This is a genomic window from Devosia ureilytica (assembly GCF_024273195.1).
GTDB lineage: Bacteria > Pseudomonadota > Alphaproteobacteria > Rhizobiales > Devosiaceae > Devosia > Devosia ureilytica.
Genome location: NZ_JAMZCU010000004.1, coordinates 299,713 through 325,703, shown reverse-complemented (window position 1 = coordinate 325,703; position 25,991 = coordinate 299,713). Strand labels below are relative to the sequence as shown.

Genomic DNA, 25,991 nt, shown 5'->3' with positions numbered 1-25,991 from the left:
CGAGGAGGAGAAACAAGTGGAGGGACTTTCAATGAAAACGATCAGAGCGATTGCTCTGTTGAGCGTTGGTGTGACCGCGTTGGCCGTCACGGCGCCAACCATGGCCCAGGACCAGGTCATCCTGCGGCTTTTGCCCTATCACACCGATGCGATGGTGGAGAACTACAACCCCAACAACCCGACCGGCCCGCAGCAGCGCATGCGCGACTTTGCCTATGAGCCGCTCTGGATCGACAATATCTGGCACCCCGGCGAGAACGAGGAAGCGCTGGCCGTTGGCTGGGAAATCGGCGAGGACCTCAAGTCCATCACGTATAAGCTGCGCGAAGGCGTGAAGTGGAGCGACGGCGAGGATTTCAATGCCGACGACGTCGTCTTCAGCTTTGAATATGCCAAGGCGCACCCCGACTATCCGATGGGGATCGACGTCTACAATGGCGAAACCGGCAATGTGGTCAGTGCCGAAAAGATCGACGAGCTGACCGTCAAGTTCAACCTCAACGAGCCCGACGCCCTGGCCCGTTATGGCCTTAACGGTCTCTACCCGCTGCCAGAGCATGTCTGGAGCGGCGTGGACGATCCCAAGAACTACGCAAACCTCGAAGTAGTGGCCACCGGTCCCTGGACCAAGCCGGCCAATTTCTCGCGCAACGGGCATGATCTGTGCCGCAATGAACTGAGCCGCTACAACGACGAAAACGCCATCGACTGCCTGCGCTTCCCGCAGATGAATGGCAATGAGCAGACCGTAGCCGCGCTTTCGGCCGGCGATCTCGACTGGCTCGGTGACGGCCTCACCGATCCCGACGTGACCTTCCTGCCGCAGTCCGAGTTCAACAATTACTGGCTGCCGGCCGGTTCGGACGTGAACCTGCAGCTCAACACCACCAAGGCCCCGTTCGACAACCTCGAGTTCCGCAAGGCCATGACGGTTGCCATCGACCGCCAGACCCTGCTCGACATCTCGACCTTCGGCCTGACCACGGCAACCAAGTTCCCCATCGGCACCGGTGAAATGTACAACACCTGGTACGACGAGGCCGCTCTTGAGCCCTACAAGGCCCTGATGGAGTACAACCCGGAAGAAGCCATCGCTATCCTCGATGCCGCCGGCTTCGTCGATGCCGACGGTGACGGCTGGCGCGACAATCCTGATGGCTCGCCCATCGCCTTCGGCATTTCGATGCCATCGGGCTGGACCGACTGGGTCAACACGGGACAGACCGTCGCCGAAAACCTGCAGGATATTGGCGTCAACGCTTCGCTCAAGACAGTGGACCAGGGCGCCTGGTTCGATGCTGTGCCGCGCGGCGATTTCGACGTCTACGTCATGTGGACCAACGGCGGACCAACGCCCTACAACCAGTATTCGCCGATGTTCAATCCGCGTCTGATGGTTGAAGGCCAGATCGACTTCCAGGCCATGCACCAGATGCAGATCCCCGAAGTCGAGGCAGCCCTGGACGTCTTCAAGGGTTCGGCCGACGAAGCCACCCAGAAGGCCGCGCTGACGGACATCCACAAGGCCGTCGCCGAGAACCTGCCCGTCATCTCGCTGTTCGCGAACCCCATCTGGTACGAATACTCAACCCGCCGCTTCTCCGGCTGGGTCACCGAGGACGACCAGAAGTTCCGTCCGCAGGTCCATGACGGCACCCGTGAGCGTGTCTGGCATGCTCTGGCGCTCAAGCCCATCGACGGCGCCGAGTTCTAGGCTCAGCTCGCGGCGGGACCCTTGCCTCCCAAGGGCCCCGCCGGTTTTTCCGTGGAAAGGACCGGACCGCCATGATCTTCCTGGCCAGACGCCTCGCGTTCTATTTCGCGGCGTTTTTTCTAGCGATTACCTTCAATTTCCTGATCCCGCGCCTGATGCCGGGGGACCCCTCGGATCGCATCATTGCCTCGTTCCAAGGGCGCCTGAACGAGTCCCAGGTTGCGGCCATCCGCCAGTCCTACGGGCTGGAGGGGAGCCTGTGGGAACAATATCTCACCTATGTCGGCAGCGTATTCCGGCTCGATTTCGGCATCTCGACGGTGCAGTTTCCCGAACCCACCGCATCGCTGCTGTTCTACGGCGCGACCTGGACGCTGGTGTTGGTGGGCCTTGCCATTGCGCTGGCCTTCACCATCGGTTCGATCATGGGAATCCATGCTGCCTGGAACCGCGGCGGCTTCTTCGACAGCTTCTTTACGCCCATCAACGTCATGATGAACGCCTTCACGCCCGCCATCGTGGCACTGGTGCTGTTCTATGCGTTTTCGCTGCAGCTGCGATGGTTTCCACTGGGGCGCGCCCACGATCCGAACCTGATGGCGGCCTTTAATTTCCAGTTCATCGGCAGCGTGCTCTATCACGCCACCCTGCCGGTCCTGTCGATATTCCTCGTGAGTTTTGGCGGCTGGCACCTGGGCATGCGCAACGTCATGATCAACCTGCTCAACGACGATTTTGTCATCCTGGCGCGGGCCAAGGGCCTGTCCGACAACCGGGTCAAATACCGCTACGTGGCGCGCAACGCCATCCTGCCGCAGATCACCTCGCTGGCGCTCTCGGTCGGCTACATGCTGGGCGGAGCGCTGGTGACCGAGCAAGTGTTCAACTATCCGGGCCTTGGCAAGTTCACCTTCACCGCCATCGGTTCGAGGGACTATTCCTTCATCCAGGGCCAGCTTCTCTTGCTGACCACGGCAGTCCTGGTCGCCAATCTCCTGTCCGACATCGCCAATGTCATTCTCGATCCACGGTTGAGGAAGGGCTGAGCCATGACCGAAATCACCCAGTCGTCGTCCTATTCCCTCACCGATCGCCTCGATGCCGCGGCCATTGCGTCGGCGGCGCCAAGCCAGGCGCAACTGATGAAGGAATTGCACGTCAAGCGCCGTCCCGGCTGGACCAGCCGCCTGCCGCCCGGCCTTGCCGCCTTTGCCACCAATCCCAAGGGCATGACCGGCGTCGTCATTCTTCTGGCGCTGATCCTGTTCTCGATTTTTGGCCCGATGCTGAGCGATTACAATCCCAATCGCCGGGCCGGTGGCCCCCACGTCATGCCCAGCCAGGAACACGTGCTCGGCACCACCCGCATGGGCAAGGATGTCTTTACCCAGCTTGCCTATGGCGGCCGGATCAGCCTCACTGTTGGATTTGGCGCCGGGCTGACGGCGGCGCTGATCGGTCTCGCCATCGGCATTTCCGCCGGCTACTTCGGCGGACGTGTCGACGACATCCTGACCTTTTTCGTCAATGTGGTGCTGGTGCTGCCGGGGCTGCCACTGATCATCGTGATTGCCACCATGGTGGAGACGGCCTCGCCCTGGGTCATCGGCGCCGTGCTGGCCGCAACCGGCTGGGGCTGGTCGGCCCGCACGATCCGAACCCAGACCCTGTCGCTGCGCACCCGCGAATTCGTGCTGTCCGCCGAGTTGATGGGCGAAAAGAAGTGGCGGATCATCCTCGTGGAAATCTTCCCCAATATGCTGAGCTTCTTCATGAGCGGGCTGGTGCTGGGCACTATTGCTGCCATCCTTGCCGAAGCTGCACTTGAATTCATCGGCCTTGGCGACCCCAACGCCATCACCTGGGGCACCATGCTGTTCTGGGCCCAGAACAACCTGGCCCTGCAAAGCAACGCCTGGTGGGAAATCTGGCCACCCTGCATCGCCATCATGCTCACCGGCGCCGCGCTGGTGATGGTCAATTTCTCGGTGGACGAAATCACCAATCCGCAATTGCGGGCATCGCGCAAGATCGGGTTGATCCGCAAGTTCCTTTCCAGCCGCGGGAGAAGCGCCGATGTCTTCTGATCGGGCATTGATCGAGGTGCGCAACCTCACCGTCGATTATGTGGGCGAGCATTCCGTCGCCCGCGCCGTCAATGGCATCGACTTCGACATTCGCGAGGGCGAGGCTTTTGGCCTCGCCGGCGAAAGTGGCTGCGGCAAATCCACCGTCGCCTTCGCGCTGGCGCGGCTGACGCGTCTGCCGGGGCTGGTCTCGGGCGGGCAGGTGCGCCTCCACGGTGAGGACGTGCTCAAGTTCGACAAGGCACGGTTGAAGGCCTATCGCTGGAACGAGGTGAGCTTCGTTTTCCAGTCGGCCATGAACGCGCTGAACCCGGTGATCCCGGTGTCCGAGCAGATCATGGACGTCATCGAGACCCATGAACCGCAATTGGGCAAGGACGGGGCCCGGAAACGCGCGGTGGAGCTGTTCGAGCTGGTGGGCATCCCGCCAAAACGGCTCGACGACTTTCCGCACCAGTTCTCGGGCGGTATGCGACAGCGCATCTGCATCGCCATTGCGCTGGCGCTGCAACCCAAGCTGATCATCATGGACGAACCGACCACGGCCCTCGACGTGGTGGTGCAACGCGACATCATCGAGCAGATTGTCGAGCTGAAGAACCGGCTGGGCTTTTCGGTGCTGTTCATCACCCATGACCTCGGGCTGATGATCGAATTCTGCGATCGCATCGGTGTGATGTATTCCGGCGAACTCGTCGAGGTTGCGCCGGCCGAAGCGATCCTGACAGATCCGCAGCATCCCTATACGCGGGCGCTCGGCAACAGCTTTCCGCCCCTGACCGGTCCGCGCGTGCGGCTGGAAGGCATTGCGGGCACGCCTCCCGATATCCGCGACCTGCCGCAGGGCTGCCGGTTTTCGCCGCGCTGCCCGCACGCCATGGAGGTCTGTCGCACGGATGCTCCCGAACTGCGTTTTTACCCCGAACACCGGAGCCAGGCCGCATGTCACTTGCTGAACTAGACAGAGCCGAGATGGCCCGGATCGGCGAGGCGCCGGTCCTCGAAATGGACAATATCGACAAGGAATTCGTGCTCGGTGGTGCCTTCCTCAACCAGACGTTCCTAAAGGCGCTTTCGGGCGTAACCTTGAAGCTGACGCGGGGCAAGGCGCTGGCGCTGGTGGGCGAGTCAGGGTCGGGCAAATCCACCTGCGCCCGTATGCTGGCGGGCGCCTATCAGCCGACCGGTGGCGTGATCCGCTATCGCGGCGACGACATCACCGGCTTTCACGGCAAGCGCATGCAGCACTATCGCGCGCAGGTGCAGATGGTGTTCCAGGACCCGTTCGGCTCGCTCAATCCGACCCAATCCATCGGCTACCATCTCGAACGGCCGCTGCGGCTGCATCGCCCCGACCTCAAGGGCAAGGCAGTGGAGGCGGAAATGCTGACCCTGCTCGAAAGTGTCGGCCTGAGGCCAGCGGCGGACTATCTGAAGCGCCGCCCGCATGAACTCTCTGGCGGCCAGCGCCAGCGTGTCGCCATCGCCCGCGCCCTTTCGGTGCAGCCTGAAGTGTTGCTGGCAGACGAGCCAACCTCGATGCTCGACGTCTCAGTGCGGCTGGGCATTCTCAATCTGCTCGAAGACCTCAAGCGCGACCGGCAGCTTGCAGCGCTCTACATCACCCATGACATCGCCACGGCGCGCTATTTCGCCGAGGAAACCGCGGTGATGTATGCCGGTCACCTGGTGGAGCAGGCGCCCAGCCAGGACATTACCGACAATCCGCGCCATCCCTATACGCAACTGCTGATCGAGTCGGTTCCCAACCCCAAGCGCAAGATCGAGACCGGCCGCGCCCGCCGTGCCGTCGATATTCCCCTATGGACCCGCCAAAGCCGTGGCTGCCCCTTTGTGTCACGCTGCCCCAGTGCGACGGCGATCTGCAAGGAAACCATGCCGGGGCCAACAGTGGTCGGCGCGGGGCACATGGTGCGATGTCATAATCTCTAGCCGGTCAGGTCTGCGGATCTGGCGTGGCCGCACCCCACTCACGCAGGGGCGATTGCGGCTGCTTTTTGGCATGCGTGAAGCGCATTACTGAGTCACCCCCCGTTCGGTTGACCGCATCTTTCGCTCATTCTCCACTCAGGCATTCGTGCAGGTGCGTCGTGTCGCCTATCCAAAGGCGACCAACTCGGCTCGCCCTCCGTCGCTCATGTCGCAGCAGGCTATTTGCCTGGGACTGGAGATGCCTCGTTGCCAAATGTCTTGTATCTGGTTCCCAATCTCTCCGATCCCGCGGTGTCCCGCCGGGTGGAGATGTTGCGCCTGGGCGGCGCTCGGGTTTCTGTCGCAGGCTTCCGTCGCGCCGATGCTCAGCCGGCGCAGTTGAGCGCGGACCGGATGGTCGAACTCGGCGTTACCCACGACGCGCGCATGCTGCACCGTTTGCTCGCGACATTGAGGGCCAGTTCTACCGCGCGTGGCTGGGGCAGGGCCTTTGGCCGCCCCGATGTGATCATCGCGCGCAACCTTGAAATGCTGGCAATTGCCAACTCTCTGATGCCGCTCTGGCAGAGGCCGCCGGCGCTGGTCTATGAATGTCTGGACCTGCATCGGCTGATGCTGCGCGATGACCATTTTGGCCGCGCCATGCGTCGCCTTGAGCAACACCTCATGCAGCCAGCAGGCCTGCTGCTGACCAGTTCGCCAGCCTTCCTTGCCAATCACTTCGACCAACAGGCCGCCCCGCCGGCCATGCTGGTCGAGAACAAGGTTCTGGCCCCAGCCACGGCCCCCATTGGCCGAAATCCGGCACGCGACAGCACAGGCGGGCCGCTGCAGATCGGCTGGTTCGGCGCCCTGCGTTGCCGAAAGTCGCTGGCTGCCCTGGACGCAGTGTCGCGGTTACAAAGCGGTCGGGTCCAGGTGACCCTCAGGGGCCGCCCGGCGCTCACCGAATTCGACGACTTTCACGGCACGACGGCCCGATCCCCCTTCCTCGAATTTGCTGGCCCGTATCGCTATCCCGATGATCTCTCCGCGATCTATTCGGCGGTGCACTTCGCCTGGGCCATCGATTGCTTCGAGGAGGGCCAGAATTCGGCCTGGCTGCTGCCCAATCGCATTTACGAAGGTTGCCTCAACGGCGCGATCCCCATTGCGCTGGCCGGCACCGAGACCGCGGCCTTTATCAAGCGCCTGGGGATTGGCATCGTCCTGCCCGATATCGAGCCGGCAACACTGGCCGGCGTTTTCGACTCCATGACCCCGCAGCGCTTGCAGGCTCTCGCCCAGTCCGTCGCAGCCCTTGATCCGAGCCGTTTCCGCTGCGAGCCCGCCGAGTGCAAGCAACTGGTCCAGCGCCTCGCCCGCCTTGCCGCCATCGAGACTGAATTCGAGCTAGCGGCATGAGCGCTCGCACCCTCATCGTCGTGCCTACCCTCAACGAAGGCCGCCATATCGGCCCGTTGCTCGATGGCCTGCTGGTGGAGGCCGAGGCCCTGGGCGCGCGTATTGTGGTCGCCGACGGCGGCAGCAGTGACGATACGCGGGCCGTGGTTGCGGCGAGGGCTGCCCTGACGCCCTGCATCACGCTTCTGGTCAATCCGCGCCGCATCCAGTCCGCCGCCATCAACCTGGCCGTGGAACGCTTTGGCCGCGACCACGACTATCTCATTCGGATCGATGCCCACGGCAGCTATCCGCCTGACTACTGTCGACGCCTCGTCGCAGAGGCCGAAGAACGGGGGGTAGGCAGCGTGGTCGTCCCCATGGATACGGTGGGGCACGCGCCATTCCAGCGGGCGGTGGCCGCCGCGCAGAATTCCCCCATCGGAACGGGCGGGTCCGCCCATCGTACGGGCAAGGGGCCGGGGCCGGTGGACCACGGCCATCATGCCTTGATGCGGGTGGCGGCCTTCGATGAGGTCGGGGGCTATGACGAAAGCTTCCGCTTCAACGAGGACGCCGAACTCGATCATCGCCTGCGCCAGGCTGGTCACGTCATCTGGCTCACTGACCGTACCGGCATGACCTATTATCCCCGCGCGACCATGGCCGGGCTCTTCCGCCAGTATTTCGGCTATGGCGGGGGGAGAGCGCGCAATATTTTCAAGCACCGCATGCGCCCGCGCCTCAGGCAGATAGCGCCGCTGGCCATTCTGCCCGTGGTGCTCCTGGCCGGGCTGTCGATTGTGCATTGGGCATTCCTGGTGCCGCTGGCGCTTTGGGGGCTGGGCTGCATCGCTCTTGGCATGCACGCCGCCCGCAAATACGACCCGCAACAGCAATTGCCCATCGCACTGTCGCCCCTGGTTGGCTGGGCGGCAATGATCATGCACCTGGCGTGGTCATCCGGCTTCTGGGTCCATGTGCTGCAACGGCCTTTCCGGCGAGAGGCAGTCTAGTTCATGGCCAGCGTAGATATTGCCATTTGCACCTTCCGGCGCCCCTTCCTGGCCGAAACACTGCGCTCAATCGGGCGGCTCGATACGGCAGGACACGCCATCCGCGTCATCATCGCCGATAATGACGTCGAGCCCTCGGCACGTCCTTTGGTGGACGAAATGAAAGGCCAACTGCCGTTTCCGCTGCATTATGTGCATGCCCCCGCGGCCAATATCTGCATCGCCCGCAATGCCTGCCTCGACGCGGCGCAGGCGGATTTTCTTGCCTTTGTCGATGATGACGAAGTGGTCAGCCGCCAATGGCTCGCCGCACTGGTCCAAAAGGCGGAAGCCAGCGACGCCACTTCCGTCCTTGGTCCGGTTCGGGCGCTCTATCCGGCCACGGCCCCCGCATGGATGGTGGGTGGCGATTTTCATTCGACCCTGCCGGTCTTTGTCAAAGGCACCATTCGCACCGGCTACACCTGCAATGTCCTCATTCGGCGCACTGCGTCCGTGCGCCACCTGCGCTTTGATCCGGCGCTGGGCCGCACCGGTGGCGAAGACACGGACTACTTTTATCGCCTGACCGCGCTTGGCGGCAGCATTGACTATGCCCCCGATGCCCTGGTCGAGGAGCCTGTGCCGGCCGATAGGGCCACCATGGCCTGGCTGATCCGCCGGCGCCTGCGCTTCGGCCAGACCCATGGCACGCTGATGCGTGGGGCGCCCCTTCGGGCGCTCCCCGTGGTCGCCGCCAAGATCATGTACTGCGGCCTGATGACGGGCCTGACCGCGTTTTCTCCCATACAGCGCCGGCGCAATTGGCTGCGCGCCGTCCTCCACGTCGGAGTGGCGGGAGGCATTCTGGGCATGCGCCAGGCCCAGCATTACGGGCAGCCGGCTTCGAGCTGATCGAAGCCCACCACTCAGGAAGGCAAACCACATCCATGCTTGAAAAATCCAGCTACCCGGAAGCGCTGGCGCCCCAGCCATCGGACATCAAGACCATCGACCTTGAGCGCATTGTATCGCTGCTGAGGCGCCAAGCGCTGGTGCTCGTGCTGTGCGTCGCCTTCATGATCATGCTTGCGGTCATCTATTTGACCCTGGCCCCGCGCAGTTATCTGTCGGCCGGGCAAATTCTGATCGACAGAAACCTTGAACAGGTCACCGGAGAGGGGCCAGCCTCCACAAGTGCCACGGATCTTGAGGCCCAGGTGCTCAATCAGGTCGAGGTCCTGCGCTCCAGCCGGGTCGCCCGTTCGGTTGCGGAGGCAGAAAACCTGACCACGGATCAGGAGTTCCTCAATCCGCCACCGTCCTTCACCCAGCGGATCAAGGGGTTTGTCGGGCTGGGGCAGGGACCACAGTCCGGCATGCTCGAAGCGACCCAGGACGAGGTCGTGGGCATGCTGCGCTCGAACGTGCAGGTGGACCGGATGGGACGCAGTTCCATCATCCGCGTGGGTTATGAGGCCCCCACCCCCGAATTGGCACAGCGCATTGCCAGCGCTTACGCCAACGCGCTGCTGCAAGACCAGCTCAATGCCGAACTCGAAGCCACGAGCGCCGCGGCCGATTGGCTGGAGCAGCGCCTTGCCGAAATCGGGGAAAGCCAGCGTCAGGCCAGTCTGGCGATCCAGCAATACCGCGACGAGACGGGTCTTTCGGTCGGCGAGGATCGCAATCTGACGACGCGGCGCATCGAAGCGCTGTCTGATCAGCTCGCCGAGGCCCAGGCCGAAATGGCCCGGCTCAGGGCATTGTCGGAACAATTGCAGGCCGTGGTCGCGGCCGGTCCCCAGGCCGCATCGAATTTTGTCGCTCTGCTGGGCGACGCGACCACCGATCCGGCCGAAATCGCAACGCTTCGCAATCAGGTTGCCACGCTCACCAGCCGCATCGCCGAAATCGAAGCAGGCTTCGGTGCCGATCACCCGCAATTGGTGACGCTGCGGGCCGAAAAATCCGCTCTCGACAGTCGCATCTTTGCGCTGCTGCAGAACCTGGACGAGCAGTACCGCACCCAGTTGTCCATTGCCCGCCAGCAGGAAGCGGGCCTGCGGGCCGATATTGCCGCCGAGGGCCAGAATGCCGGCGCCATCAGCCAGGAACAGGTGCGCCTCAATGAGCTCCAACAGCGCTCTGCCGCGCTGCAGGCGCTCTATACCAGCTATCTCGCCCGTTACGAGGAAGCGGTGCAGCGCCAGAGCTTCCCTATTCCATCCGTCCGCATCGTTACCGACGCGCTCCTGCCCGAAGCCCCTTCAAGCCCGCGCACCATGGTCATCCTGGCCGCTGCTCTTATCGCCGGTAGCTTTGCCGGTGTTGTGCTGGGCATGCTGAACGAATTGCGGGAGCGCGGCTTCCGTACCGGCGCGCAGATACGCCAGCAACTCGGGTTGCGGTTTCTCGGCTATGTCCCCGCCCTGAACCTGGATGGCGATGCCCCGTCCGACCGCCTTCGCAAGGATATCCGTACCCTTGTGCGCGGTGCCCTTGGGGCGCGGATCGGCCGCCGATGGGGAGCGCCCCTGATGGAGACGCTCAAGTCCACGCGCTTGGTGCTCCAGCCCATGGCTGACCGGGGCACGGCCATACTGAGTATCCTTTCAGTCCTGCCGGACGAGGGGAAGTCCACGTTCGCCAGATCGCTGGCCGAGATGCTGGCGGCTATCGGTTCGCGTGTGCTTTTGATCGATGCCGATATCGGTGCTGACCGATCCGGCCTGCCGGCCCGCATCATGCCGTCGCAGCAAGGTGACTGGCGTCGCGTGGCGGAAACCGATCTGGAAAGTGGCCTGGTCACGCTATCGGCCGCGGCCCCCGAAGCCGGGGGCGGGGACCTTTCGAGCATCGCCATGCAGAAAGTCCTGGCCGAGGCGCGTGGCCAATTTGACTATGTCCTCATCGATCTTCCGGCCCTGGGGCCGGTCATTGATGCCCTGACGGTCTTGCCGCACACCGATGCCAGTGTCCTGGTGGTTGACTGGGGTAGAACGCCTCGCCGCCTGCTGCGCGGCATGCTTGAACGCGAGCCAGAGTTGGCCGATCACATCGTCGGGGTGGTGCTCAATAAGGTTGATCTGGGCAAGCTGCCCAGGTTCACCGATGCAGGCGGACTGGAACGTTTCGCCTATCGCGGCGACATGCGGTCCAGCCCGGAAATGGAACCGGCGCAGCGCTGAAAGTGGGAAGGCCCGAGCCTGGGTGCGACGGACACCGATCCATGGCCCTTGGTATGCGATGAGCCTGGTCCGAAAGCCCGTCAGGCGGCTTTCGGACCAGCGATGTCGATCCTGCGCTCAAGGCGTTCCGGGCAGCGTCGAGATTGTCATTCTGCGGCGATCTTGAGGCCGTCGATAAGCGCAGTGTGCAGGCCCAGCTTGGCGAGCGCGGCCAGGAAGTCGTCGCCAATGTCGTCCCTGTCCAAGGCATAGGCGACATTTGCGGCGAGAAATCCGATCTTGGAGCCACAGTCAAAGCTCTGCCCCTCATATTTGACGCCGACAAAGGGCTGGCGTTGCATGAGGGTCTGCATGGCGTCGGTGAGCTGAACTTCGCCCCCCGCGCCGCGCGGCTGATCGGCAAGCAGTGTGAAGATTTCGGGCTGCAGGATGTAGCGCCCCGAGATTATGAGGTTCGATGGGGCCTCGTCCGGCCTGGGCTTTTCCACCATTCCGGTGACGCGGAAGCCGGTATCGTCGCCAGGGCCCCGGCCGACCACCCCGTATGCCGATACGTCCTGGGGTGCGACTTCCTCGACGGCAATGATGTTGCCACCGCTCTCCTCATAGGTCTCCATCATCTGCTTGAGCACGCCGCGACGGCCCTTGAACAGCATATCCGGCAGGAGCAGGGCGAACGGCTCGTTCCCCACAATTTCGCGGGCACACCACACTGCGTGGCCGAGACCGAGCGGCTCTTGCTGGCGCGTGAAGCTGGTGCGTCCTGCGGAGGGCAGATCCTGGCGGAGCTCATCGAGCGCTGCGACCTTGCCGCGAACCTCGAGCGTAGTTTCCAACTCGAACTGGCGATCAAAGTGATCCTCGATGATCCCCTTGTTGCGGCCGGTGACGAAAACGAAATGCTCGATCCCGGCTTCACGCGCTTCATCCACCGCATATTGAATCAATGGCCGATCGACGACGGTCAGCATCTCCTTGGGCATGGCCTTTGTGGCGGGCAAAAATCGGGTTCCGAGACCAGCGACCGGAAACACGGCAGTCTTGACGCGCTTTACCACAGCTCTCTCCTTGTGATTGGTAATACACCAGGAGAGAGGACCATGGCATCCATAGTCGATCCAGAACAAATTAGACGAGAGAGCGCATGGCTCGATTGCACTTATGCAGTCGACTCCATCTAATTGAGTTGCATTAATTTGCCACATACGTGCCACAAGCATGACGCGTAATATGTCTGTTTCAAATGTGTCTATCGTCCTATTTTTCAGTATTCATGGGCTGACCGATCCGCTTGCCAAATAGAACGGGGGCGCCAACGTCAGCCGCAAGTCACCGCCCCAAAACGCAGTCGTGAAGCCGACCGGGATTTTATGCGGGACGCGAGGGTTGTATTTACCCGGCAATGGTAGTGACATAGGCGTGGCCTCGCTGTCGGCTCAGCGCTGCCCAATAAGCCAGTGACTGCGGGCCACCTGCGACGTGGCCATGGAGGACTTCGTGAACGCTAAAGGGCCCGATGACGGGCAGGCACGCAAGGCTCCGCTGACGGCGCCCCCGGCAGCCGGCACACGTGCGCCCTTTCCCTGGCCCTGGGGCCTTGTCGCCATCGGCTTCATGGCATTGGCCTGGGTTGGCATCTACCTGCTCTGGAACGGTATTGTATTGGTGCTTGGCCTTTAGCCGGGACCGATAGGAACCGCCGCCAGAATATTGCCATCTGGCCTTTATCGGCCACCAGTCCGTGCAAATGGACAATAGAGTTCGGCCGAGGCGCGAAATCTACTTAAGCCATTGATTTGCAACGATGGCTGATCCCTTCGTTTTGGGTGATATTGAGGCAATGGCCTGCATGACAGCCATGCAGGACAAGCGTTGCCATGCATTTCCCTGCATGTTTGCCTCGGTGCATGAGCTGAGATTTGGACCGCCATCGCGGACTGACATCCGGCCACTGCCCGTCCCCGGACAGAAGCCCAGGGACCAACTCTAAAGACTGACGCATTGGGCTTCGCACAAGCACCATCGCTTCTGTGAACCCTTCCGCACGTCGTGAAAGACAGGTTCGAACCGGCCCTTTTGGCCCCATCCGCGTGAGAGAACATCATGTCGATCATCAACGCCGAACTCGGCGCATCGAGTACGTCCTCCAATACCTCCAGACCCAGGGGAGGCAACGCCAAACGCACATTCGACGTCTGTGCCGCCTCGCTGATGCTGGTCTTTGCCCTGCCGGCGATGTTCTTTATTGCCGTCATCATGTTTTCGACCGACCGCGGCCCGATCCTGTTTTCGCATGAGCGGGTCGGACTGAATGGCCGGCGCTTCCGCTGCCTGAAATTCAGGTCGATGGTGGTCAACTCGCAGGAGGCCCTCAGAAAATATCTTGAGGACTTTCCGCAGGCCAGGGCCGAATGGGAGGCGTCCCAGAAGCTCCACAATGATCCCCGTATCACGCCGCTGGGCCGGTTCCTGCGCGTGACCAGCCTCGATGAACTCCCCCAGCTCTTTAACGTCATTCGCGGGGACATGAGCCTGGTCGGCCCCCGGCCTATCGTTGAGGACGAAGTCGTCCGCTATGCCGAGCATATCGATCACTATGCCGCCGTCCGCCCGGGCATCACCGGCCTCTGGCAGGTCAGCGGACGCAGCGATGTGAACTACGACCAACGGGTGCAGCTTGATTGCCGCTATGTCCGCGAATGGTCGTTTTTTGGCGACATGATCATCCTGATCAAGACGATCAAGGTCGTCGCACTCCGCACGGGCAGCCGATAGGAGCAAATGCAATGGCCATACTTTCCCTCCGCCCCAAGGCCTTCCGCACCCGCAATCCCGGGCGGGATGCAGAGACTGATCAGGTGCGCATAGAAACGGTGAGCAATGCCATCACGATGGCACTCGCCGATGCGCGCCGCGAGCGCGATGGCTTGCAGCAGAGGCTCGAACTGTACGACGCGCGGGCTGCCACCATGCTCGATAATGCCGCCAGCTATGGCCGTCGCTCCGAAAAGGACGAGGCGGAAATCTCCTCGGCCGAACAGAATGCAGCATCGGCCCGCGCCCGGATTGTCCAGCTCGATGCGCAGATCGAACGGTTCGGGACACTGCTGGCTGAACTCCAGAACCAGCCAACCCCCGCGGTCGGCAGTGGTGTCGCTTGAGGGCACGCGCGCACGTCATGGAGGGCGCAATGGCTCCCGCAGATCCAGGCCGATCATCATCAGCGCCGCTGGTGAGTGTCGTCATGGCCAACTACCAGGCCGGCGACAGGATCGTCGCGGCCATGCACGCGGTCTTGCGGCAATCCATGCCTAACCTTGAACTCATCGTCAGCGATGATGCTTCGGCTGACGACAGCCTTGCCCATGTCCGGCGGCTCATGCGCGAGGACGGCCGCGTCCGCCTGGTGACCGCCGATGACAATGGAGGGCCAGCCCGTGCCCGCAATCGTGCCCTCGATATAGCGCGTGGGCGCTGGATCGCCATCGTGGACTCCGACGACCTGATCCACCCCGAACGGTTCGAGCGGCTCCTGGCTGCGGCAGAAGTTTGGGACGCCGATATTATCGCCGACGATCTGCTGCTGTTCTTCGAGGACGGATCTGCTCCCCGGCTGCTGCTGGGTGAGGACGCCGATGCACCCTTCAAGGTGACGGCCGAGCAATGGATCCGGTCCGGGACGGACGCCACGGCGGCGCTTGGCTACCTCAAGCCGCTGATCCGGGCGGACTCGATAGGGCCATTGCGATATGACGAGGACCTGCGGATTGGCGAGGATCACGATCTGGTCTTGCGGCTGCTGCTCTCTGGAGCACGGATGCATGTCATCCCCGAACCCTATTATCTCTACCGGCGGCATTCCGGCTCCACCTCCCATCGCCTGTCCGCCGCAGACATGCAGGCCATGATCGACCGGCAGGTCGCCCTGGTGCAGGGGCCGCTCGACCCGCGCGTCCTGGGCGCCTTTTCCCGCCGCCTGCGCGGCCTGCGGCAAGGGCTGGCCTATGAGCGGCTGGTCGAGAGCATCAAGTCGCGCAGGGTGCTCGACGTCATCACCGCGCTTGCTGCCAATCCGGCGCATGTGGGGCGTCTTTGGCGCTCGTTTCGCGAGGGCCGCCAGCATCGCCAGGCTTTACCCCCGCGGGAGGTTTCGCCACTGTTCGTGCTGGGCGCGGCTGGGACCACGGGCGCTTCGGAAGTCGTTCCCCCCTATGTTCCCGTTGCACTGGCCGATTGGAATGCCCCCCGCCCCCGGCGGATATGGCGGGACCTGGTCGCGCGGCGCGGCCTGGGCGCGATACGCTGTATCCCTCTCGATCAGGCAGGGCGCTATGCGGCCGGGTTCATCCCCGAGGCAGAAATTCTGCCCCATCATGCAGCTGAGGACGCATGATGCTGGCCGGCCCCCGCCTTTCGATCAACCTGGCCACCCTGCTCACCTTCGGTGCCTTCGCCGCCCTGGTGCTCAATGCCATGCTCGGCCCGTTGGCGGCCCTGACATTTCTCGCCTGCGCCGGGCTGCTGATGATCAGCAACGTGCCGTTGAGCGTCGACAGCGTCCGCCGCTACTGGTTCGTGCTGCTGCTCCCGGTCTACTGCATTTTCACGGCACTCTGGTCGCTCTATCCATCCAACTCCATCCGCTACGGCGTGCAGCTGGGCTTTACGCTGGTCTTTGCCATTGTCATGACGGGACGCCTGTCCACCACGACCCTCATGCGCCTTATGTTCGCGGTCTATGGCATTGGGGTCCTCGCCAGCATCGGTCTGGGACGCACGGGCACGGGCGGCGCATGGCTGGGGGTTTTCGGCAGCAAGAACGCATTTGCCGCCCATATCGCGGTCTTCATGCTGATTGCCGTCGCCATAGCCGCGGACCGCCACTCGCCGGCCCTGTTGCGCCTCTCGGGCGTCGCCGGCACCATTGTTTCGGGGCCGCTTCTGGTGCTGGCGCAATCGACCGGTGCCATTTTGATGGTGGCGCCTTGCCTTGCGATCATCCTGCTGACCTTGCTGATCACCCGACTAACCGGAATGCAGAAGCTGTTGCTCGTGGCGCTTGTCAGCATCGCCTTGGCCGCGATTGCCTTGGGAGTGTTCGTGGCAGGTGATGCGTTGATGGCCGAAATCCTGGAAGGATCGGGCAAGGACGCGACCCTCACCGGGCGCACCGATCTTTGGGCGACGGGCTTGAGCTATATTGCCGAGCGCCCGCTGCAGGGCCTTGGCTATCGTTCGTTCTGGGTCATCGGCTTTGCGCCGGCCGAGGAATTGTGGGCCATGTTCGACGTGCCCTCGGGCGCCGGATTCAACTTTCACAACACCTACATCTCCAACGCCGTCGAAATCGGCCTTGTCGGCCTGGGCCTGCAGGTCGCGCTCATCTACGGCGGCGCGGCGCTGATGGCTGCCTATGCCTTCGCCCGCCCGAACGCGCCAAACGCATTGCTGCTGTCATTGCAGGCTCTGATGATCCTGCGCAGCTTCATCGAAGTGGAAGTGTTCTTCGAGTTTTCGATCCGCTCGATCATGGGCGTCGCCACGCTCCTCTATGCCATCCAGGGCCTTTTGGCCCTGCGCCACCAGCGCCCGGTTCCGGTGCGCCACCATCCCGGAGGACTATTGAGCCATGTCGGACTTTCATCCCGGCCTCGTCCATATCCGCACCCCCACCTTTAGGCGACCGGCGGCCCTGCGCCGGGCGTTGCAGTCCATGATTGACCAGAGTTGGCCGCATTGGGTGTGCGATGTCTATGATGATGATGCTGAAGAAAGCGGCCGCGCCGTGGTCGAAAGCTTGGGCGACACCCGCATCCGCTACACCGGCAACCGCCCGCAGCTGTTTGCCTCGCGCAATATCGATCAGTGCTTTTCAGCCAGCAACCCGCATCGCGCCGAATATTTCTGCGTGGTCGAGGACGACAATTTCATCCTCCCCGATTTTTGTGCCGCCAACATCGCGCTGGCGCAGGAGCAGGGCGTGGAAATCGTCTTGCGCAACCAGCTGATCGAACAGTCCAGCGGCACGCCTGAAGCGCATGTCGGTGCAACCGGCGTGCTCGACGATCTGTTCACCGAGGGGCGCTATTCGGCCTCCGATTTCCGCCTGTCGCTGCTGGCCGGGATCGGTGTTTCTAACGGCGGCCTGTTCTGGTCAGTGCGCGCCGCTTCGCCGCTTGAAATCCAGTATCCGTGCACGGCCACGCTGCAGGAATACCTTCGCACCTATTCCATCGTCGAGCCGATCTATGTCGCCCTCACGCCTCTCGCGGTCTGGGCCGAGAACGCCGAGCAGACCACGCGCAATGCCGAACTCGCCTCCGGCTATCTGCGGCGCGAACTCGATCTCAAGCGTGCGGTCCAGGATTTGCGCCGCAAGGTCTGGATGCGAGCCAGCCCCGAACAGCGAGCCCGTTTCATGACCGATCCGCGCTTTGCCGCTCCTGTGAGCACCCGAGCCATCCACCTGGGCAAGGCTCTGATCGGCCAAAGGCTTTCCGGGCATGTCTCCACTATTGAGGCTGCGCGTTTGCGCCTCCGCGGCCTGATGATCCGCTCCCTCGGCCGCGTCACGCCCGAGTTTCGCAGCTTCGTGCTGTCGCGGGACGGCCTTGCGGGCACGGGTGGCCGATGACGCTGGCTCTTGAGAGCGCGGATAAAAGACTGGCCCAACTCAGGTCCGGGCGGGCCTCGGCGGCCATCACTGGAACATTGTGGTCGCTGGTCAGCAGCCTTGCCCCAGCCGCGCTGGGCCTTGTGGTCTTCCTTGCGACATCGAGGGTGCTGGCGCCGGCCGAATTCGGAATCGTCGCCTTTGCCGCCAGCATCGCGACCATCGGCCTTGCCGTGGCTCCCGCCGGCTTTCGCGAAGCGCTGATCCAGCGCCAGAACATCACGCCAGTCCACCTCGATACGGTGTTCTGGCTTTGCCTTGGCGCATCAGGTCTCATCTATGCCGCCCTTTGCCTTGTCGCGCCGTTCATCGCGGCGAGCGCAGGGCAGGAGGCGTTGGTCGCCCTCATCCCTTTCATTTCAGCGCGGGTAATATTCGACATGGCCGCCGCGGTGCCCAATGCACTGCTGGTGCGGACCATGTCGTTTCGAATGCTGGCGCTGCGCACGACGGTCGCCTCGCTGGTGGCCGCAGCGGTCTGCATTGGCTTGCTTTGGCTGGGCTTTGGCCTTTGGGCGCTGGCCGCCTCGCAACTGGCCGTCTCGGTTACGACCTGTATCGGCGCCATGGTTGCCGCCCGCTGGCGGCCCCGCCTGAAATTCGATTGGCGCGCGCTTGGCGAATTGCGATCCTTTGGCCTTTTCTCCACCGGCAATCACCTGCTGGCCACGATCAGTATCGACCAGATCCTGATCGGAGCCCTCCTTGGTCCGGCCTGGCTCGGTCTCTATAGCTTTTCGCGGCGCATCTTCCAGATCTTGACCGACCTGCTTTCGGGTGCCCTCAACCTTGTCTCTTATTCGCTGCTGTCCTCCATGCAGCGCGAACCGAGCAAGTTGCGGGATGCTTATCTCCTGGGGACATTCGCGACCTCGATCATTGCCTTCCCGGTCTTTGCCGGTCTGGCGCTCGTGGCGCGCGATCTCATTCCGCTCGCCTTTGGCGACCAATGGGTGGAAGCCGTGCCCGTGGTGCAGGCCTTCTGTGTGCTGGGTCTCCTGACGGCGATCGGCATCCTGCAATCCTCGCTGATCCGCAGCCAGGGTCAGGCTGACCTCTGGTTCTGGTATGTGCTCGGCAAGCAGATCGTCACCGTGCTCTACATTGTGCTTTTCTCCAGCTGGGGCCTGGTGCCGCTCACGGTCTCGCTGGTGGCTCTGAATATCCTGATGTGGCTGCCGACCATCCATATGGTCGTGCGGCTGATCGGTATTTCGGTGCTGGCCTATATGCGCACCTTCGGCCTTCCGGTGCTGGCGACATTGATCATGTGGGCGCTTGGTAGCGCCGTGCAGGTTCAATTGGCCGATGCCGAGCCGCTTTGGCGTATGGGTACGGCAATTGGCGCCGCGGCCTTGTGCTACGGCGCCGTGGTCCTGCTGATGGGGCGAGCGCGCCTTGCAGCGCTGTCTGGCCTTGCCCGGCGCCGCTAGATCGCGGCCTGCCGGCTCCGCACGAAAGTGTCCACCGCCTCGCGCGCTCGCTCGGTCACGGAGGTGATCGCACTGTCGCGGCTCAATTGCGGTTCCAGCCGCGACATGGCCGCCAGATGCCCGGCCGCAATGCTGGTCAGGATCCGGTTTGGCAATATGCCGAGTGCAGAGGCGTTGAGCCGCCCCACCTTGCCCAGCGCGCCGCCCCGTCCGGTTTTTCCGATGTAGGCCTCCAGCATGCTGGTGGGCTTGAGCGGATGCAGTCGCACGTCCAGATCCAGCGCGCTGGCCCAATCGAGCCATTTGCGATGATGGCCGCCATATATCGGTTTGGCGCCGATCCAGGGCGTACGCAGTGCATCGGCAACAATGGCGCCGTGCATGGCTTCGGTTATAAGAAGCCTGGCGCCGCGGATCTGGCTCAAAATCTTGTCGACGGGGGCCGTCGCATCGATCAGCGTGATACCGGCCTGCCGGCACGCCGAAGCCCAGTCTCCACGCTCCAGGCTCTCATAATGGGGCATGAAGGCCACGCCCACGCTCTCGTCGGGCGCTGGCAGGTCCATTTCTCTCAGGAGGATCGCACTATCGCAGATCGACAATTTGGGGTCGATCTTGAGTGTTTTGGCTGTATTGGGTCCACGCACAAAGCGTATGTCCCAGGTGCCGTCATGCACATCGGGCAATCCCATATAGCCCGCATAGCCTGAGCCCATGACGAATTTGCGTGCTTTGGCAGGCAGGTGATCGCCGATAATCGAGCCGATCCCCACGAACAATTCGCTCTCGTCATCGTCCAGGAACCCCTTGGGCAGCAGCGCTGGCCAAACGGTCAGGTTCAACTCGTCGCCGAAATTGGGCACCTTGCCCCGGAAAAACACCAGCTTCATTTCTTGTCCTTGTCGTTCTGGCACAGGATTGAGGCATCGAAGGCGCAATCCTGTTCGAGGGGCGTGAAGGCCACCCAGTCGACCTGCATGGCGATGGGCGCGGTCACTGGGGCGAAGGGCCCCATCCAGTCTGTCAGCGTGTCGCTGCCCCACAGGCTGAAGAAGATCCGCTGCGCGTTGCTCGGTATCGTGGCGGGGTCTTCCATGGTGCGCACCAATTCGCCGTCGATGTAAAAGCGCAGCCGGTCCGGCTCCCAGGTGAAGGCGAAGGTGATGAAATCCGTGTCCGAACCATGGGGCAAGGCGTGGGACTGCCCGCTGCCGATCTCGCCGTCCCCACTGACGCCCTTGACGAAGGTGGTGGTGTCCACATGGGTGGTGTCACGCAGCAGGATTTCGAAGTCGATCTCGTCATGCGGCTTGCCCTGCTGGGGGCCGATATAAGTGAAAAAGGCGGCGTTGAGGCCCGAGCCTGATGGCGTTTTGAGCCGGGCTTCGTAAGTCCCGAAACCATAGGCCTGGCGCGTCTGAATCTCGCCGCACCGATATTGCCGGTCGCCCTTGGGAATTGGCGCAAATCCCACCTTCAGCATGCCGCCGGTGGCCGCGACCTGATCGGCTGACCAGGTGCAGTTCTGGTGCGCGCCGTTGCTCCAGCCGTCCGACACGTACCAGCGGGACATGTCCAACCGGTCGAAATCGTCGAAAAATGCCCCCTGCTGTGCATGGGCCGGTACCGAGGGCACAAGCATCGCGCCAAGGATAATTGCTGTCATGAGCTTCTTCACTGGATGGTCCCTTCCTCTGTGACAAACTGCAGTCGCGCGACCACGACGTCCCCGGCCATTACCGGCGTCGTAAGGTCAGCCTCGATTTCCTGTCCGTCGCGCATGATGGTGTAGCTGTATTGGGGGGCCGTATTGCCCGGGGTGGCGGCCCCGCTATAGAGCGCAGCTTCCTGGACCAGCCCGCGCTGCGTCGCGATCTTGAGTGCCAATGCACTGATCTGGCCGTTCACGGTCTGCCGCTCGAGGGACAGGTCTGCGAGGCGCTGGTCGGTCAAATGCGCCTGTTCGCGATTGGCTTTGGCAATGTCCTGCTGCGCCTGCAGGATGGCCGTCTGGGTATCAAGGAGCCTGGCCTCGAGATCGGCCACATTGGTCTGGGTTGAGGCCACCCGCGATGCGACGGCAAGGCCGTCGTCCGAGAGCGCAGTGACCTTTTCCAATTGCTCACGGGCGGTCGCCAGCTGAGTTTGCGTGCTGGCAGCCTTCTGTTCGAAGGCCTCGATTTGTGCCGTGAGCAGGTCGACCTGGTCCGATAGGGAACTCGACTGAGCCGCAACCTGCCGGTCCTGCGTCTCAAGAATGGCCCGTTCGGCAGCTAGCAGGTTTTCAAGGTCAGGATGCCCCTCAAGCGCGGGCGGCACCGCGATCTGTGTCTGTCCCGCCAATTCGGCGTCCAGGCGCGCAAGCCGGACCTGCAGACGGTGGTATTCGTCCTCGAGGACGTCAAGCGTTCCGGTCGTGGTCAGCATTTCGCGGTCGGGGCGGGCTGCGGCCTCGGCCGAGCGGCGCTCTCCTCCGGCCAGCGCCAGCGCCTTGACGACGCTAAGATTGGGCGCGAATGGGTATTCGCCTGGCGTCGCGACATCGCCAGACACATAGATCGGTCCATATTCGGCAATCTCGACGCTCACCGTCGGGGTCGTGGCCAGGCCGAGCGTCTGTTGCAGCGCCGCGCCGAGCTCTGCTGCCAGATCGGCGCTTGTCATGCCGGCCCCTTCCTGGGGGCCGATCATGGGGAAATTCACGCGCCCATCGGCGCCAATGACGTAGTCACCGCCCAGGGCCGTCCATTCCTCGAAGGTGGAGTCGGCGGCCTTCCATTGCACCACCTTGATGGTGAGCTGGTCCGAAACCCCCAGGACATAAGGCTCTGCCGCCTGTCCCGGCGCAATCGGCACGAGGCCCGCGAGCATGGTCAGGCAGAGGGTCGCGCCCAGGCGCGATTTCCGCAGGGGGCGGCTGGAGGCAACATGCATTGTGCTATCCTTGCTGCTGGTCGCATTGACCTGATCGTTGCCGTCGATCATGCCCGCAATGGGGCGCACCGACGCTGCCGGCGGCGGCTCCGACAAGCCTTCAAAACGGCTAAGGCGCTGATCGTTCTTTACTAATCGGCGCGGGGTGAAGCCCTGCCGGCTCGCTCAAGTCTGTCATGCGCGAGCCGGTCAACTGGTGCGTGTCCTGACCATGCTTGCGTCCCAATACCCGGCGCACACCCGACGGCGCATGGCCCAACGACGCGAGGCGGCGGCACTGCAGAGGCGACAGCGCAGACCACACCAGGGTGCGCGCATTGTCGTCCAGCGTGCCAAATTCCTCCTGGTGGTGCGTGCTGCGGGTCTGCACCTCGAAGATGCGTGTATCGACGGGCCGGCAAAGCAACGGCAGGGCCGCAAAGAGGAGGGCGGCGCGCTGGGGAGACAATTGCAGGTTGCGCTCGAAATAGACCAGGGCTTCTTCAATCCCCGGGTCGGTGGTGATCCTTTGTATTTCCCGGATGATTTCGTGGCACGTCTGCTGCTTGAGCCGGGCCGTCAATCCATGCACCTGGGCCCGCGCGGCGTGGGGTGGGAGCCGGTTGCCGTTCACGATGCCGCCGACGGGATAGCGTCCGACGCAGCGCTGGCAGATCCACATTCTCTCTTCGCCCCGGGTGACCTCATAGGTCACACGCTGCTCGGGCTGCCCACAGAAATCGCATTGGGTGCTGATGGTTTGGTCGTCCTGCAGGGTCCAGCTATAGACCCACTCCTTGGGGTCACCGACCTTCTGGTTCAGCGTGTAGCGCATCCGGGTCATTGGCATGGTCAAGGGCTCGCTGCTCGTTACGGGTCTCCATCACGGGAGCGTTATCTAGGACACCAGAACCAAGGCAGCCTCTTGGCCGCATGAGCGACGAAATGCGTTCAAACTGCGAAAATCTGGTGGTCACTGATCCCGGTCGGCGCCGGATACCTCAGACTGCTCATGGCCCAACGCCGCCACATGCAACGCCGGGCTGCCGGGGAGGTTTCCTGCAACCAAGCCATGCAAAAAAGCTGTTAAGTGAATTTGCCGGTGCAGGCTGTGGCGCGATGCCTCGACCCGCAACCGGAACAAATGTCTATGCGTCATGCGTGCAGGGCAGGCCGATGACTTTCCCCGCTGATTTGTACATTCTTCATTGCCCGGCTGTACGTTGGTCGGTACTTTGTCGGCCACGGGCGTATCGGCTTTGGGCGGCGTTGCGTTTTTTGAAGCTGACGTAGTGTGGTCATGAGAACCCGAAATTCCAAGGCAGGGAACGCGAGGGGCACTCGCTGATGGGACCCAGCAAACGCATGCGTTTGCCGCGGGCCCTTGCGCTGGCCATGGCGGTGACGGTCCTGGCTGGGCCAGCACACGCCCAGGGTCTGCTTCCCGAGGATTTCTTTGCCGCGCCCATCGACCCTTCCGCACCCACGGCGGTCGAAGCCGAAGAGCTGGTTTTCGATTCCGTTCGCAATGAAATCATGGCGCGAGGCGATGTTGTTTTGCGGGTCAGCGGCTATACGCTAAGCGGTGAGCGCCTCGTCTATCGCCGCGCAGACGGCGAAATGGAACTGGTCGGCAATGTGATTGTCATCGACCCGGCCGGGAACAGATCGCATAGCGACAGGCTCAGCCTGACGGACGGGCTGAAGCGGACCGTGCTCGACAGCATGACCCTGACGGCCACCGACGGCGCGCGCATTACCGCCGATAGCGCTGAATTCGACAAGGTTCTCAGCTCCATTCTGATCAATGCCAGCTACGCCCCTTGCGGAGAATGTATCAGCCCGTCCGGCAAGCGGATTGGTTGGTCCATCAGCGCCGCCAGGATCGTTCAGAACAGCGAAGACAATTCAATCACCCTTGAGCAGCCTTCAATAGCTCTGCTGGGCGTTCCCGTGGCCTGGCTGCCCTATCTGTGGCTGCCTGACCTGAGCAATCAGTCGCTCGATGGCATCCCCAGGCCCAGCCTGGCTTACTCCGAAGAGATCGGCGTCAAGGCAGAAGTGCCTTTCACGGTCTATTCCTCCAGGGACACCAGCGTTATCCTGTCGCCCACCTTGTTAAGTGGGCAGGGCTTCCTGATGGGAGCCGAATGGATTCAGCGGTTTGACCGGGGGTTGTTCAACATCAAGGCTTCGGGCCTTTACCAGTTCAACAAGATGGCCTTCAGCTTCCCCGATGCGCAGCGTGACTGGCGCGGAGCCGTGCAGGCCGCTGGCGAATTCAGGCCGGTGGAAGATTGGACCGTCGGCGCCGCCTATTCGGTCTTTACCGACAGCGCCTATTTTGCCGATTATCTGCTCGACCCCAAGCGCTCCGCCGTCAACGAAGTCTATGCCACGCACCTGACCGACGACACTTATGTCGATGCGCGCATCCAGCAATTCAATCTACTTGGCAACACCACCGATCAGAAGCGCGACCAGCAGGGCATCGCCTTGCCCAATGTGCAGGTGGCTCGCACGTTTACCCTGCCCAATGGTGGTGGGCGGGTGGAAGTGGAAGGCCGGCTGCTGGTCATGTCGCGCGCGGCGGACTCCAGCACGACAGTCAATGGCATTCCCTACGACTATGGCTATGCGGGAAACCGCGCGCATGGCATGGCGCAGGCCAGCTGGCAGAACCAGTGGATCGCCGGCGGGGCGGTGGTGACGCCATTCCTGGGCGTGCGGCTTGATGCTGCCAGCTATGATGGCAATAGCGGGCTGGCTTCGGCGCCGGCTGCACAGACGCTTCTGAGCGCCACGCCCATTGCCGCCCTGGATGTCCGCTATCCGATGGCCGCGTATGGCGGCGGCGTGACCCACCTGATCGAACCGATTGGCCAGATCGTTTATCGCGGCGCCTCGAGCACCGCTCCGGGGATCACCAATGAGGATTCTCAGAGCCTGGTTTTCGACGACACCAATGTGTTCAGCTACAATCGGTTTACCGGCATTGATCGTCAGGAAACCGGACTGCGCCTCAATGTCGGCGGGCGCTACCTCGCGACGCTCGACGATGGCAGCTATCTCGAGCTGCTTGGCGGACAGTCGTTCCAACTGGCCGGGGACAACGCTTTCGCCCTGGCCAACCGGCAGCAGGTCGGGGTCGGGTCGGGGCTGGAAAACGCCGCGTCCTACGCTGTGTTGGGCGCCTATGGTTCTCTTGCCGATACGCTCAATGCGGGCGGAAAGCTGCAGATCGACACCAGTTCCCTCGCGGTCTCGCGCGCCGGGCTGGGCGTCAGTTACGGCCAGGATGGCTGGTCCGGTGCGCTCAACTATGGTTTCGCGGCGGCTACCCCCGCCACAGGCAATGACCGCGACATGCACGAAATCGGCGTGGAATTGTCCGTCCCGGTTGCCGAATACTGGACCGTATCGAGCAACGCCTATTGGGATATCGCATCGGGCAGCTATCTGCAGATTGGTGGGGGTGCGGCCTATAACGACGGCTACCTGGCAGTTTCCGGTGCTATTACGCGCACTGGCCCCACGCACAATTCGCCCAATGACTTGCGGGCGACCGCGTCCTTCAAACTGCTTGCTCCGGCTGGTCTGGGCCTTGGCTATTCTGGTGCAGTCCCGCTCGCGGGTTGGTTGCAATAGG

General features: G+C 62.8%; 22 protein-coding genes. 17 read left to right on the top strand and 5 right to left on the bottom strand.

Translation table 11 applies throughout. The features are described from left to right. Window positions 1-31: 31 nt before the first annotated feature. The 9 genes from NIM87_RS12945 to NIM87_RS12905 all read left to right on the top strand — a co-directional run bounded on the left by NIM87_RS12945 (window position 32) and on the right by NIM87_RS12905 (window position 11,323). Window positions 32-1,714 (top strand): ABC transporter substrate-binding protein, encoded by a 1,683-nt coding sequence (locus NIM87_RS12945; protein ID WP_254675103.1) that lies wholly within the window; start codon window positions 32-34, stop codon window positions 1,712-1,714. 71 nt (window positions 1,715-1,785) lie between these two features. Then, window positions 1,786-2,760, top strand: a complete 975-nt coding sequence (locus NIM87_RS12940) for an ABC transporter permease (protein WP_254675102.1) — start codon at window positions 1,786-1,788, stop codon at window positions 2,758-2,760. A gap of 3 nt (window positions 2,761-2,763) precedes the next feature. After that, complete coding sequence (locus NIM87_RS12935; RefSeq protein ID WP_269468042.1) at window positions 2,764-3,801, top strand: ABC transporter permease; 1,038 nt, start codon at window positions 2,764-2,766, stop codon at window positions 3,799-3,801. Next, window positions 3,791-4,762: an ABC transporter ATP-binding protein gene (locus NIM87_RS12930; RefSeq protein WP_254675101.1), complete on the top strand. Its 972-nt coding sequence runs from the start codon at window positions 3,791-3,793 to the stop codon at window positions 4,760-4,762. The genes NIM87_RS12935 and NIM87_RS12930 overlap by 11 nt, the downstream gene beginning before the upstream one ends. Then, window positions 4,744-5,754 (top strand): ABC transporter ATP-binding protein, encoded by a 1,011-nt coding sequence (locus NIM87_RS12925; protein WP_254675100.1) that lies wholly within the window; start codon window positions 4,744-4,746, stop codon window positions 5,752-5,754. The genes NIM87_RS12930 and NIM87_RS12925 overlap by 19 nt, the downstream gene beginning before the upstream one ends. Before the next feature lie 246 nt (window positions 5,755-6,000). Next, window positions 6,001-7,158, top strand: a complete 1,158-nt coding sequence (locus NIM87_RS12920) for a glycosyl transferase family 1 (RefSeq protein ID WP_254675099.1) — start codon at window positions 6,001-6,003, stop codon at window positions 7,156-7,158. After that, window positions 7,155-8,153, top strand: coding sequence for a glycosyltransferase family 2 protein (locus NIM87_RS12915; RefSeq protein ID WP_254675098.1), 999 nt, complete (start codon window positions 7,155-7,157; stop codon window positions 8,151-8,153). Before NIM87_RS12920 ends, NIM87_RS12915 begins: the two co-directional genes overlap by 4 nt. Window positions 8,154-8,156: 3 nt before the next feature. After that, window positions 8,157-9,047 carry a glycosyltransferase family 2 protein gene (locus NIM87_RS12910; protein WP_254675097.1) on the top strand — a complete coding sequence of 297 codons (891 nt, stop codon included), beginning with the start codon at window positions 8,157-8,159 and terminating at the stop codon, window positions 9,045-9,047. Between the two features lie 35 nt (window positions 9,048-9,082). Beyond that, window positions 9,083-11,323 carry a Wzz/FepE/Etk N-terminal domain-containing protein gene (locus tag NIM87_RS12905; RefSeq protein WP_254675096.1) on the top strand — a complete coding sequence of 747 codons (2,241 nt, stop codon included), beginning with the start codon at window positions 9,083-9,085 and terminating at the stop codon, window positions 11,321-11,323. A gap of 146 nt (window positions 11,324-11,469) precedes the next feature. On the opposite strand, the gene galU is transcribed toward NIM87_RS12905, so the two are convergent. Continuing rightward, the gene (gene galU / locus NIM87_RS12900; protein WP_254675095.1) at window positions 11,470-12,381 is read right to left on the bottom strand and encodes a UTP--glucose-1-phosphate uridylyltransferase GalU; all 912 of its coding nucleotides are present in this window, start codon (window positions 12,379-12,381) and stop codon (window positions 11,470-11,472) included. A 439-nt stretch (window positions 12,382-12,820) separates the two neighbouring features. Between galU and NIM87_RS12895 the strand changes: the two genes are divergently transcribed. The 7 genes from NIM87_RS12895 to NIM87_RS12865 all read left to right on the top strand — a co-directional run bounded on the left by NIM87_RS12895 (window position 12,821) and on the right by NIM87_RS12865 (window position 19,429). Further along, window positions 12,821-13,003, top strand: coding sequence for a hypothetical protein (locus NIM87_RS12895; RefSeq protein ID WP_254675094.1), 183 nt, complete (start codon window positions 12,821-12,823; stop codon window positions 13,001-13,003). Between the two features lie 423 nt (window positions 13,004-13,426). Continuing rightward, the gene (locus NIM87_RS12890) at window positions 13,427-14,098 is read left to right on the top strand and encodes a sugar transferase (RefSeq protein WP_254675093.1); all 672 of its coding nucleotides are present in this window, start codon (window positions 13,427-13,429) and stop codon (window positions 14,096-14,098) included. Window positions 14,099-14,109: 11 nt separating this feature from the next. Continuing rightward, window positions 14,110-14,484, top strand: coding sequence for a hypothetical protein (locus NIM87_RS12885; RefSeq protein ID WP_254675092.1), 375 nt, complete (start codon window positions 14,110-14,112; stop codon window positions 14,482-14,484). A gap of 29 nt (window positions 14,485-14,513) precedes the next feature. Then, window positions 14,514-15,716: a glycosyltransferase family 2 protein gene (locus NIM87_RS12880; RefSeq protein ID WP_254675091.1), complete on the top strand. Its 1,203-nt coding sequence runs from the start codon at window positions 14,514-14,516 to the stop codon at window positions 15,714-15,716. Beyond that, window positions 15,713-17,002, top strand: a complete 1,290-nt coding sequence (locus NIM87_RS12875) for an O-antigen ligase family protein (RefSeq protein WP_254675090.1) — start codon at window positions 15,713-15,715, stop codon at window positions 17,000-17,002. Before NIM87_RS12880 ends, NIM87_RS12875 begins: the two co-directional genes overlap by 4 nt. After that, window positions 16,953-17,957, top strand: a complete 1,005-nt coding sequence (locus NIM87_RS12870; protein WP_254675089.1) for a glycosyltransferase — start codon at window positions 16,953-16,955, stop codon at window positions 17,955-17,957. The genes NIM87_RS12875 and NIM87_RS12870 overlap by 50 nt, the downstream gene beginning before the upstream one ends. Next, the gene (locus NIM87_RS12865) at window positions 17,954-19,429 is read left to right on the top strand and encodes a lipopolysaccharide biosynthesis protein (protein WP_254675088.1); all 1,476 of its coding nucleotides are present in this window, start codon (window positions 17,954-17,956) and stop codon (window positions 19,427-19,429) included. Before NIM87_RS12870 ends, NIM87_RS12865 begins: the two co-directional genes overlap by 4 nt. Here the strand turns inward: NIM87_RS12865 and NIM87_RS12860 are convergent. The 4 genes from NIM87_RS12860 to NIM87_RS12845 all read right to left on the bottom strand — a co-directional run bounded on the left by NIM87_RS12860 (window position 19,426) and on the right by NIM87_RS12845 (window position 23,198). Then, window positions 19,426-20,319, bottom strand: coding sequence for a polysaccharide pyruvyl transferase family protein (locus tag NIM87_RS12860; RefSeq protein ID WP_254675087.1), 894 nt, complete (start codon window positions 20,317-20,319; stop codon window positions 19,426-19,428). The two genes, NIM87_RS12865 and NIM87_RS12860, sit on opposite strands and share 4 nt — an antisense overlap. After that, window positions 20,316-21,095 carry an endo-1,3-1,4-beta-glycanase ExoK gene (exoK, locus tag NIM87_RS12855; RefSeq protein ID WP_254675086.1) on the bottom strand — a complete coding sequence of 260 codons (780 nt, stop codon included), beginning with the start codon at window positions 21,093-21,095 and terminating at the stop codon, window positions 20,316-20,318. The genes NIM87_RS12860 and exoK overlap by 4 nt, the downstream gene beginning before the upstream one ends. A gap of 8 nt (window positions 21,096-21,103) precedes the next feature. After that, window positions 21,104-22,363, bottom strand: coding sequence for a polysaccharide biosynthesis/export family protein (locus NIM87_RS12850; protein WP_254675085.1), 1,260 nt, complete (start codon window positions 22,361-22,363; stop codon window positions 21,104-21,106). A 109-nt stretch (window positions 22,364-22,472) separates the two neighbouring features. Next, on the bottom strand, window positions 22,473-23,198 hold the full coding sequence (locus NIM87_RS12845; protein WP_254675084.1) for a hypothetical protein: 726 nt from the start codon (window positions 23,196-23,198) through the stop codon (window positions 22,473-22,475). A gap of 509 nt (window positions 23,199-23,707) precedes the next feature. Here NIM87_RS12845 and NIM87_RS12840 point away from each other — a divergent pair. Beyond that, a complete protein-coding gene (locus tag NIM87_RS12840) occupies window positions 23,708-25,990 on the top strand; it encodes an LPS-assembly protein LptD (protein WP_254675083.1) in 2,283 nt (760 codons plus the stop codon). The last annotated feature ends 1 nt before the right edge of the window (window position 25,991 follow it).